The sequence below is a fragment of the Moraxella sp. CTOTU48268 genome, from assembly GCF_032069585.1.
Classification (GTDB): Bacteria; Pseudomonadota; Gammaproteobacteria; order Pseudomonadales; family Moraxellaceae; genus Faucicola; species Faucicola cinerea.
This window is the reverse complement of the sequence record NZ_DAMALV010000055.1, coordinates 1-10,924: the sequence shown is the minus strand read 5'-3', so window position 1 is coordinate 10,924 and position 10,924 is coordinate 1. Positions and strand designations below refer to the sequence as shown.

The 10,924-nt window shown below is 41.3% G+C and carries 7 protein-coding genes; all 7 read left to right on the top strand.

Features of this window, described 5'->3' with window-relative positions; all coding sequences use genetic code 11:
- Positions 1–288: 288 nt before the first annotated feature.
- The 7 genes from RT143_RS11745 (at position 289) to RT143_RS11715 (ending at position 10,822) form a co-directional block, all read left to right on the top strand.
- Positions 289–1,830 (top strand): class I SAM-dependent DNA methyltransferase, encoded by a 1,542-nt coding sequence (locus RT143_RS11745; protein ID WP_313093220.1) that lies wholly within the window; start codon positions 289–291, stop codon positions 1,828–1,830.
- Entirely contained in the window at positions 1,827–3,014 is a 1,188-nt protein-coding gene (locus tag RT143_RS11740) for a restriction endonuclease subunit S (protein WP_313093218.1), read from the top strand. The genes RT143_RS11745 and RT143_RS11740 overlap by 4 nt, the downstream gene beginning before the upstream one ends.
- Before the next feature lie 94 nt (positions 3,015–3,108).
- Positions 3,109–4,092, top strand: a complete 984-nt coding sequence (locus RT143_RS11735; RefSeq protein WP_313093216.1) for a PDDEXK nuclease domain-containing protein — start codon at positions 3,109–3,111, stop codon at positions 4,090–4,092.
- A gap of 51 nt (positions 4,093–4,143) precedes the next feature.
- Positions 4,144–7,359, top strand: a complete 3,216-nt coding sequence (locus RT143_RS11730; protein ID WP_313093214.1) for a type I restriction endonuclease subunit R — start codon at positions 4,144–4,146, stop codon at positions 7,357–7,359.
- A 535-nt stretch (positions 7,360–7,894) separates the two neighbouring features.
- On the top strand, positions 7,895–8,851 hold the full coding sequence (gene repM, locus RT143_RS11725) for a replication initiation protein RepM (protein ID WP_313093213.1): 957 nt from the start codon (positions 7,895–7,897) through the stop codon (positions 8,849–8,851).
- 58 nt (positions 8,852–8,909) lie between these two features.
- Complete coding sequence (umuD, locus tag RT143_RS11720; RefSeq protein ID WP_313093212.1) at positions 8,910–9,362, top strand: translesion error-prone DNA polymerase V autoproteolytic subunit; 453 nt, start codon at positions 8,910–8,912, stop codon at positions 9,360–9,362.
- A gap of 140 nt (positions 9,363–9,502) precedes the next feature.
- Positions 9,503–10,822, top strand: a complete 1,320-nt coding sequence (locus RT143_RS11715; protein WP_313093210.1) for a Y-family DNA polymerase — start codon at positions 9,503–9,505, stop codon at positions 10,820–10,822.
- Positions 10,823–10,924: the final 102 nt, after the last annotated feature.

Sequence of the window (10,924 nt, the reverse complement as noted above, 5' to 3'; positions counted from 1 at the left end):
TTGGAAAATTTCATCATAAAGGCAAAAAGTATGTGGTCGAAATCAATGCCAAAGACTTAGACCAACAACAACGCACTGAGATTGAGCGATTTATCGAAACGCTAATGACGAAAAATATCACCGCTTAAAAACTGTGGCAAATTGCCACACTTTTACCCAATAAAATCCGAGACGCTTTCTCGGAAAAGTTTCTTAAAAAAATCTGTGGCAAATTGCCACACTTTTTCATTTTTAAAAATGGTTTTTAATCTGTGGCAATTTGCCACACTTTTGAGTTAGGAATAAAACATGGCTAAATCTGCCAAAACCGATAAAAACGAATCGATTGAAAAAATTCTTTGGAAAGCTGCCGACAAACTACGAAAAAACATCGACGCTGCCGAATACAAGCATGTGGTGTTGGGGCTAATTTTTCTCAAATACATTTCTGACAGCTTTGAGGTGCGTTATCAACAGCTATTACAAGAGGTCGATGAGGGCGCAGACCCAGAAGACCGTGATGAGTATACAGCGGACAATATCTTCTTCGTGCCAGAGATTGCCCGTTGGTCGCACCTTGTCAGTCAAGCCAAACAACCTACGATTGGCAAAACCGTCGATAATGCCATGGAAGCCATCGAAAATGAGAATCCGCAACTTAAAGGCGTATTGCCCAAAGTGTATGCCAAGCAAAATCTGGATGCCACAGGGTTGGGCGAACTGATTGACTTAATCGGCAATATCGCCATGAACGACACCAAAGAACGCTCTGCCGATGTGCTCGGTCACGTTTTTGAGTATTTTTTGGGTGAGTTTGCGTTAGCCGAAGGCAAACAAGGCGGACAGTTCTACACGCCAAAATCCATTGTTACTTTGCTCGTTAATATGCTTGAGCCGTATCAAGGACGGGTATTTGACCCTTGCTGTGGCTCTGGTGGTATGTTTGTTCAATCCGAAAAATTCGTCGAAGCCCACCAAGGACGCATTGAAGATATTTCAATTTTCGGGCAAGAAAGCAACCAAACGACTTGGCGACTGGCAAAGATGAATTTGGCGATTCGAGGTATTGATAGCGAACACGTGCGCTGGAATACCGAAGGCTCGTTCTTAAATGATGCCCACAAAGACCTAAAAGCTGATTTTATTATCGCCAATCCGCCGTTTAATGTGTCGGACTGGAGCGGTGAACAGCTCAAAGGCGATGCGCGCTGGCAGTATGGCACACCGCCGACAGGCAATGCCAACTTTGCGTGGTTACAGCATTTTATTTATCACTTATCGCCCAAGGGTCAAGCAGGTGTGGTGCTTGCCAAGGGAGCGTTAACATCCAAGACCGGCGGTGAAGGTGAAATTCGACAAGCTTTGATTGAAAAAGCCAATGTCATCGATTGTGTCGTCAATCTGCCTGCCAAGTTGTTTTTGAATACGCAAATTCCTGCGGCGTTGTGGTTTTTACGCCGCGATAGAGCAAGCTCGGCCAAGTATCAAGACCGGAGCGGTGAGATTTTGTTTATCGATGCGCGTAATTTGGGGGAGTTGATTAATCGGCGAAATAAGGTGCTGACTGATGCCGATGTTGCCAAGATTAGCGAAACCTATCATAACTGGCGAAATAAAAATGGACAGTATGAAGATGTGGCGGGGTTTTGTGCGTCGGTGCCGATTGCCAAGGTTGCGGAGTTGGATTTTGTATTGACGCCGGGGCGGTATGTGGGTTTGCCTGAGGAAGAAGATGGGTTTGATTTTAAGGAACGGTTTGCCAGTTTGCAGGTGGAGTTTGCGGCGCAGCTAAAGGAAGAGCAGGCGTTAAATCAGGCGATTTTGGAGAATTTGGCGAAGGTGCAGTTATGAGTGAATGGACTGAAAAACGATTGGGTGAAATCGTAGAAGTTGTCAATGGATATGCCTTTAAGTCAAAAGATTTTAAATCTTTTTGTTTTGAAAATGATTTACCAGTTCTAAAGATCAAGAATGTTGCTAACGGTGATGTAAATTTAAATGAAGTGCAATATCATACCAATGACACTAAGTTTGGAAAATTTACAGCCAAGAAAAATGATTTACTTATAGCACTAACAGGAAATCATCCTGAGGCTCAAACTCAAGTTGTTGGCTCAGTTTCTAAATTAAAAATGGATATTGTAGCATTAATAAATCAACGAGTTGCCAAGATAATTATCAAAGAAAATTTAGCTGACAAAAACTTTATCTATTACTCTTTCAAGTTACCAGAAATCTCGTTTAAGTTAGCAAGTAAATCATCAGGCAGTGCAAATCAAGCTAATATTTCAAAGTCAGATATAGAAAATTTGGTATTCAAAATTCCGCCACTTCCCGAACAACAAGCGATTGCGTCTGTATTATCGTCGCTTGATGATAAAATCGACCTACTCCATCGCCAAAATAAAACCCTTGAAGCAATGGCAGAAACGCTGTTTCGGCAGTGGTTTATCGAAGAAGCAAAAGCGGATTGGGAGATTGGAAAATTACCAGACGAATTTACTTTTATTATGGGTCAATCACCTAGTGGAAGTTCTTTTAATGAAGAAAAAATAGGCGTCCCGATGTTTCAAGGAAATGCTGATTTTAACTTTCGTTTTCCAACGAATAGAGTTTATACAACAGAACCCAAAAGATTTGCTGAACCATTAGATACACTAATTAGCGTTCGAGCTCCAGTTGGTGCTCAAAATATGGCAAAAGAGAAATGTTGTATTGGGCGTGGGGTTGCAACTTTTAGGAGTAAGATAAATCCTGACTGGTACACCTACACTTACTATAAACTAAATTTCTTAATGACAGAGATTAAAAAATTTAACGATGAAGGTACAGTTTTTGGTTCAATTAGTAAAAGTGATTTTGAAAAAATTGAAGTAATAATTCCAGATAATTTAACCGTTGAAAACTTTGAAAAAGTTGCAAAACCTGTTAATGATAAAATTATTTCAAATGTTAATCAGATTCAAACATTAGAAAATTTACGAGATACGCTTTTACCCAAACTCATGAGCGGAGAAATCCGAGTACAACACTAAAAAAACTGTGGCAAATTGCCACACTTTTTAACTGATCATGAAAAATCGAAATTGTGGCAAATTGCCACACTTTCCAAACAAGAGAAAATTATCAATGTCTTTAACCGAGCACACCAACGAACAGGGCTACCAAGACTGGCTTAATCAGCTCAAAATACAGATTCGCTCATCGCAACAACGAGCCATACTTGCGGTCAATCGAGAACTGGTACTGTTATATTGGCAAATCGGGCAAGACATCTTACAACGTCAAACCCAGCAAGGCTGGGGCGCCAAAGTCATCGACAGACTATCCAAAGACCTATCCACCGAATTCCCAGAAATCAAAGGCTTTTCTACTCGCAACCTAAAATATATGCGCAAGTTTGCCGAAGCATGGCAAGATAAGCAAATAGTGCAGCAGGCTGTTGCACTATTACCATGGGGTCATAATCTTGTATTATTGGATAAATTTTCTGACAATGAAACAAGACTATGGTACGCCCAAAAAGCCATTGAACATGGTTGGTCACGCAATGTCTTAGTCCATCAAATAGAAAGCGGTTTGCTAGAACGCACAGGACAGGCCGTCAATAATTTTTCGCAGATATTGCCAGAGATACAGTCAGATTTGGCGACCCAAACTTTCAAAGATCCTTATATTTTTGACTTTCTTAGCCTAGGCGAAGCCTATCATGAACGAGAATTAGAAACCGCTTTAACCCAGCATATTATGGCATTTTTACTCGAGTTAGGGACAGGTTTTGCATTTGTTGGCAAACAGCGGCATATTGAAGTTGGTGGTGATGACTTTTATATCGATTTGCTTTTCTATCATCTGCAACTTCGCTGTTACGTTGTCATCGAATTGAAAACAGGCGATTTTAAACCTGAGCATATCGGGCAACTCAATTTCTACGTGACTGCAATCGATAGGCAACTCAAAACCGAACATGACACACCAACGATAGGCTTGTTACTTTGTAAAAGTCGTAACGAAGTCGTGGTTGAATATGCACTCAATCAAAACCCCCAACCGATTGGCGTTGCAGTTTATCAATTAGAAAAAATGTTGAATGAGTTAGAATTAGACAAATAAAACTGTGGCAAATTGCCACACTTTTCAAAAGATATGAATACGGATGTTCCCATGAGCAAAATCTACGAATCTGACATCGAACAAATGGCTATCGAACAACTCCAAGCCATCGGCTATCGCCACGTTTACGGCGTCGATATCGAACCAAGCGGTAGCAAACCCCTACGAGCCTATAGCCAAGTTTTGCTCCAAGACAATGTCCTGCAAGCTATCGCTACCATCAACCCACAACTCACCCCAGAACAATGCCTTGAAGCCTATCAGCGTATCAGCCAACATAACCAACTCACCACACCCAATAATGTCAGCAATAATTTAGCCTTTCACCGTTTGCTTACCGAAGGCATCCCCCTAGAAATTCACAAGGATGGCAACGCCCAAGGTGAGCAGGTCTGGCTAATTGACTGGAACGAACCGAGCAACAACGAATTTTTGGTCATTAACCAACTCACCATCACCCATGATAGCCCCAAAGGCAAATATAAACGCCGACCCGACCTTATTTTGTATATCAATGGCATTCCGCTCGTCGTTATCGAACTAAAAAACGCCGCCGATGCCAACGCTACTATTCAAGGGGCGTATAACCAAATCCAAACCTACCAAGACCAAATCCCCCAACTATTTACCTACAATGCGTTCTGCGTGGTGTCAGACGGATTAGAGGCCAAAGCAGGGACACTTTCGGCGGATTTTAGCCGTTATATGACATGGAAAACCAAAACAGGCGACACAGAAGCCCACCGCCACGAGCCACAACTTAATGTCTTAATTCAAGGTTTGCTTAACCCAGTCACACTACTGGATATGGTACGGCATTTTATTGTCTTTGAAGCCAGCAAAACCGAAGACAAAAACGGTATTATCACCATCAGTAATATTAAAAAAATGGCGGCATATCATCAGTATTATGCGGTTAATAAGGCAGTATTATCAACCATCCGAGCGAGTAGTGAAAATAGTGATGAGGATGACACCCCAGAAAATAATGTTAGCAACAAAAAAGCAGGCGTCGTTTGGCATACTCAAGGCTCGGGAAAATCCCTGTCAATGGTGTTCTACACAGGCAAAATCGTGCTTGCCATGAATAACCCAACCGTGGTTATATTGACCGACCGTAACGACTTAGACGACCAGCTTTTTGCCACATTCTCGGCATCGGTTCAATTGCTTAGGCAATCTCCAAAACAAGCCGGAGATCGAGAGCAGCTCAAAGAACTACTTAAAGTCAATTCTGGCGGTGTCATTTTTACCACCATTCAAAAATTCCAGCCAGAAGACGGTAGCAATGTCTATGACACGCTGTCCGAACGCCATAACATCATCGTCATCGCCGACGAAGCGCACCGCTCGCAATATGGCTTTGCCGCCAAAGAAGTCGATGTCAAAAACGATGCTGGCAACGTGACAGGCAAACGCACGGTTTATGGTTTTGCCAAATATTTGCGTGATGCCTTGCCCAATGCCACTTATCTAGGCTTTACAGGCACACCGATTGAAAAAAACGATGTCAACACCCCAGCGGTGTTTGGTGATTATGTTGATATTTACGACATCTCCCAAGCCGTTGAAGACGGGGCAACGGTGCGGATTTTCTATGAATCACGGCTTGCCAAAGTGGCGATTAGTGACGAAGGCAAAAAATTGATAGCCGACTTTGATGAAGAATTTAACGAAGACGAACTCACCGCCACCCAACAAGCACGAGCCAAATGGGTCAAAGCCGAAGCCTTAATCGGTAGCTATGACCGTATCCAAGCGGTCGCTGCCGACATCGTACAACACTTTGAACAACGGCTATTTGCCAATGCCAACCAAGGTAAAGGCATGATTGTTGCCATGTCTCGGCGGATTGCAGTGGATTTGTACAATGCGATAATTGCATTACGCCCAGCGTGGAGCAGTGATGATTTATACGATGGCGTCATCAAAGTGATTATGACCTCATCGGCAGCCGATGGGGCAGCCCTTGCCAAGCATCATACAACGAAAAAAGACCGCCAAATTTTAGCAAACCGTATGAAAGACCCAGAGGATAAGCTCAAACTGGTTATCGTGCGGGATATGTGGCTAACAGGCTTTGACGCTCCCAGTATGCACACGCTTTACATCGATAAACCGATGAAAGGTCATAACTTAATGCAAGCGATTGCCCGTGTCAATCGGGTGTACAAGGATAAAGCAGGGGGCTTGATCGTTGATTATCTGGGTATTGCTGCCGATCTGAAAGAAGCCTTGAGCTTTTACTCAGATGCTGGCGGTAAGGGCGACCCAGCCGTGGTGCAAGATGAAGCCGTCATTATCATGAAAGAAAAACTGGAAGTGTTAGACGGCATTATGCACGGTTACGACTATCACAAATACTTTACCTCAGACACCGCTGAAAAACTCAAAATCATTCTCGAATCCGAAGATTTTATCTTAGGCATTGAGCAAGGGGAAGGAAAGACCCGTTTTATTCGTGCTGTAAGCTCGCTCAGTCAATCTTTCGCCCTAGCCGTACCCCATCCTACCGCAATGGAAAATGCACCCCTTGTAGCGTATTTCCAAGCGGTTAAAGCACGTTTGGTCAAATTCAATGAACCGACGACCAATTCTGCAGGTATCGGCAACAGCGAATTGGAAACTAGAGTTAAACAGACCATTGACCAGGCCTTAGTGAGTGAAAAGGTCGTCGATATCTTTGATGCCGCTGGTATTCAAAAACCCGACATCTCTATCTTATCTGATGAATTCATGGAAGAAATGCGAGATTATGAACACAAAAACATTGCTCTAGAAACTCTTAAAAAACTACTGAATGATGAAATAAAAGTGCGAGAGCAACACAGCGTTACCCAAGGCAAAAAACTCATGGACATGCTCAACAACGCTATCAAAGGCTACCAAAACAAAGTCTTAACTGCAGCTGAAGTAATTGAAGAGCTTATCAAGTTAGCGAAAGAAATCAAGGAATCCGATAGTTTGGCTAATGAGCTGAAACTGAGTGACTTTGAATATGCCTTCTACTCGGCTGTGGCAGAAAATGACAGTGCTAGAGAACTCATGGGTCAAGATAAACTCCGAGAACTAGCAATTGTATTAACGTCAACCATTCGTAACAATGTTAGTGTCGATTGGACTATCAAAGAATCTGCAAGGGCTAAAATTCGTACTGTCGTAAAACGTTTGCTCAGGAAATATGGTTATCCACCTGATATGGAGCTTTTAGCTACAGAACTCGTATTACATCAAGCAGAGGTAATTGCTGATCAATTAGTTAGCTAAAAAAGCTTTATATTTTATTTACTGTTTTTGATAAAAAAATAAGACGACGTTTCATTACCTCACTATTTTAATGATAAAAGTAGGTTTTTAATGTTTTTAATGTTTTTAAATACTTTTAATAGTTTTTAAACAAGCCGCAAGTCGCCCATACCAAGGCTTATATAAGATATTAGACGACGTTTAGTTACCCATAAGACGACGTTTAGTTACCCATAAGACGACGTTTAGTTACCTATAAGACGACATTTAATTACTCATAAGACGACGTTTAATTACTCATAAGACGACGTTTAGTTACCTTAAATAAAGATATCTAAATATATATTATTAGACGACATTTAGTTACCTTAAAATTTTTAAAATAATAGGACGACAAATTGTTACCTCAGGATTGATTCAGATAAATTTATTATAAGACGACATTTTATTACCAATTTAATTCCTAATGATTCATATAAAACGCATAATATATCTGTTGCGTTTAAACGACATAAAAAATATAATCGTCTTAAATAAGTTTTTAAAATAAACTCAAATGTCTAAATCTTCAACTCAAAAAGATATAGTCGTTAAGTCTAATAGACTTAATTCTGCACTTCAAAATTTAAGCCTAGCTGAAATACGAATTATCCAATTAGCGATTGTAGATGCTCGTGAAAGTGGAAAAGGTCTAGATCCATCTACGCCTTTAACAATTAGTGCGTCACGCTATGTAGAGGTATTTGAAACTACGCGACAAAATGCCTATATGAGGATTAAAGAAACTGAAGAGACATTGTTTAATCGCCGATTTAGCTTTATTGATGAAGATGGTCTACTGGTAAAAAGTCGTTGGTTGTCTCAAGTGCGGTATTTAGATAACCAAGGTGAAATTGAATTATCTTTTACGCCAGCTGTAGTCAAGGGAATTAGCAGAATTGATGGTGCAGTTGATTTTTTTACTCAGTATTCTTTACAACAAACATCTGGTTTGGATAGCGCTTATTCAACTCGGCTATATGAATTACTCGTTCAATGGAAAGCGGCAAAAAAGACCCCTTTATTTGAATTAGAAACATTTAGAGCGCAGTTAGGATTGCAAGAAAACGAATATGCGAGGATGTTTGATTTTAAAAAACGTGTCTTAGATATGGCAGTTAATGAAATTAATAAAGTGACTGACTTAAAAGTGTCCTACCAACAAATTAAAGAGGGACGGAGTATCATAGGATTTATTTTTACGGTAACTTTAAAAAATAAAGAAGCACCATTAAAGGATGTAAAACGTGATACCAATACCCTCGATATGTTCGTGCCAATGACCGATAGTCAGCGTTACCATTTTGCAAAAAAGTTATCCAAGCTTCATGAATTATCTTACCTTGCTAAAGGGGAGGCAGGTCGAAACTATGACGTGTTTGCCGAACAAATTGCCAATGAGCTTTCAGATCCTGAGCGAGTTAAGTTTTATGAAAATTACTTAGTGCAAGTAGGATTTAAAAAATCAATTTGAAATTTAGGATTAATGAAATTAGCATAGTCATACCAATTATCAATATGACGAACCTATTATGACCGTCACCATCTTTCACCGACTCGAAGCCCAAAGCTACCAACCCATTCCTTTGTTTTTAGAACCCATTCCAGCAGGATTTCCCTCACCTGCTGAAGGCTATGTTGAAGAATGTGTGGATTTAAATGACTTGTGTATCGATCATCCTAATGCCACTTTCTTAGTCAGAGTCGATGGATTGTCGATGATTGATGCCGGTATCTATCCCAATGATTTGCTGGTGGTGGATCGGAGTCTTGAGCCCCAACATGGCGACATTATCGTCGCTCGCTTATTTAACGAATTCACCGTTAAAGAGCTCAATCTTTATCCTTATCCAAGTTTAATTGCCCATAACGAATCCTTTGAAGACATTACCTTAGTCGGTGAAGTTGACTTTGAAGTATTTGGTGTGGTCACTAATGTCATTCGCCCCATTGGTCGCGGCACTAAACGTCCTATCTACAAGTAAGTTTTCATTTCATCTAATTTCTTATCGCTGTTTACAATTCACACGACGGTCATTGTCGTTTAGTCGTCATTTGTCATTTTGATGACTTGTCTTTTTGCCTAAACTAGTCTTAATTCTTTTTGCCATTGTTATGAACCCTTATGTACGCCTTAATTGATTGCAATAGCTTTTATGCATCTTGCGAAAAGCTGTTTCGTCCTGATTTAAAACGTCGACCGGTAGTTGTGTTATCTAATAACGATGGCTGTGTGGTGGCTAGATCCGCGGAGGCTAAAGCATTGGGGATTAAGATGGGCATCCCTTACTTTCAGATTAAAGACTTTCTACAACAACATCAAGTGGCGGTGTTTAGCTCCAATTACGCTTTGTATGCTGATATGTCAGCGCGGGTGATGAATACACTTGAACAGCTGTGTCCTGACGTGGAAGTGTATTCGATTGATGAAGCGTTTTTATACCTAGGTCGCTATCCAGCGGCGCTTAACGATTTAATCGCTTACGCCAAGCTCATTAAAACTACCGTTGAGCGTCATACCGGCATTCCTGTAGGGGTTGGGGTAGGGAAGACCAAGACCTTGGCGAAACTGGCCAATTACGCCGCTAAAAAGCATCCAGCGACGCAAGGGATTTGTGTGTTGGATAAAGCCAGCTGGATTGAGCGGTTAATGACCATTACACCGGTTGAAGAGGTATGGGGGATTGGTCGTCAGCATACTAAAAAACTACACAGTCTAGGCATTACCACAGTGGCACAGTTTGCCGCTATACCGCATAGTTTGGTGCGTCAGCATTTTAACGTGGTAATGGAGCGTACCAATTTAGAACTCAATGGCATTATGTGTTTAGGTTTAGAAGCGGCAATGGCTAAACAAGAAATTGTGTCATCGCGCTCCTTTTCTAAAAAGATCACCGAGTTTGATGACTTAAGCCAAGCGGTGATGGGTCATGTGTCTAAAGCAGCGGTCAAACTGCGTAAGCAGCAAAGCGTGTGTAAGATACTGGTGGTGTTTGCCAAGACCAGTGCCTTTAACCCCAATGAGCCTTACCAAAGTATTCGTGGTCAATATCAGTTTATCAATGCCACCTGTGATACCCGGGTGATGATTGCTGGCACTAGACAAGTACTAGAGCGGATTTATAAACCTAATTTAAAGTATGTCAAAGCCGGTGTCATGCTGTGTGCGATTCAAGATCAGGCTACCATCGTTGATGATTTGTTTGAGAAGCCTGACCTCTTAAAACAGCAGCAATCACAAAAGCTAATGGCAGTGATGGATGCCATTAATCAGCAGATGGCGCACCAGAGCAAAGCTCAAGCCAAAGGTTCATCTAAAGGCAATGGTGGCCGATTGTATATTGCCAGTACCGGCATAGCCAAGCAGCAAGACTGGCAGATGAATCGAGCGTTTTTAAGCCCAAGCTATACCACCAAACTGTCTGATTTATTAACTGTGCATTAATTTAACCAAGAGAACCCTGTATGTGTGCCAACTTTCAACCGATTACTCAAGCGCAAGCGTCACGCTTTACCAATCAGCAGTTAAGCTTTGACTTTAAAGACG

Coding starts and splice junctions, on each gene's coding strand:
- RT143_RS11715 (WP_313093210.1), top strand. CDS start 9,503: ATGTACGCCTTAATTGATTGCAATAGCTTTTATGCATCTTGCGAAAAG.
- repM (WP_313093213.1), top strand. CDS start 7,895: ATGTCTAAATCTTCAACTCAAAAAGATATAGTCGTTAAGTCTAATAGA.
- RT143_RS11745 (WP_313093220.1), top strand. CDS start 289: ATGGCTAAATCTGCCAAAACCGATAAAAACGAATCGATTGAAAAAATT.
- umuD (WP_313093212.1), top strand. CDS start 8,910: ATGACCGTCACCATCTTTCACCGACTCGAAGCCCAAAGCTACCAACCC.
- RT143_RS11735 (WP_313093216.1), top strand. CDS start 3,109: ATGTCTTTAACCGAGCACACCAACGAACAGGGCTACCAAGACTGGCTT.
- RT143_RS11730 (WP_313093214.1), top strand. CDS start 4,144: ATGAGCAAAATCTACGAATCTGACATCGAACAAATGGCTATCGAACAA.
- RT143_RS11740 (WP_313093218.1), top strand. CDS start 1,827: ATGAGTGAATGGACTGAAAAACGATTGGGTGAAATCGTAGAAGTTGTC.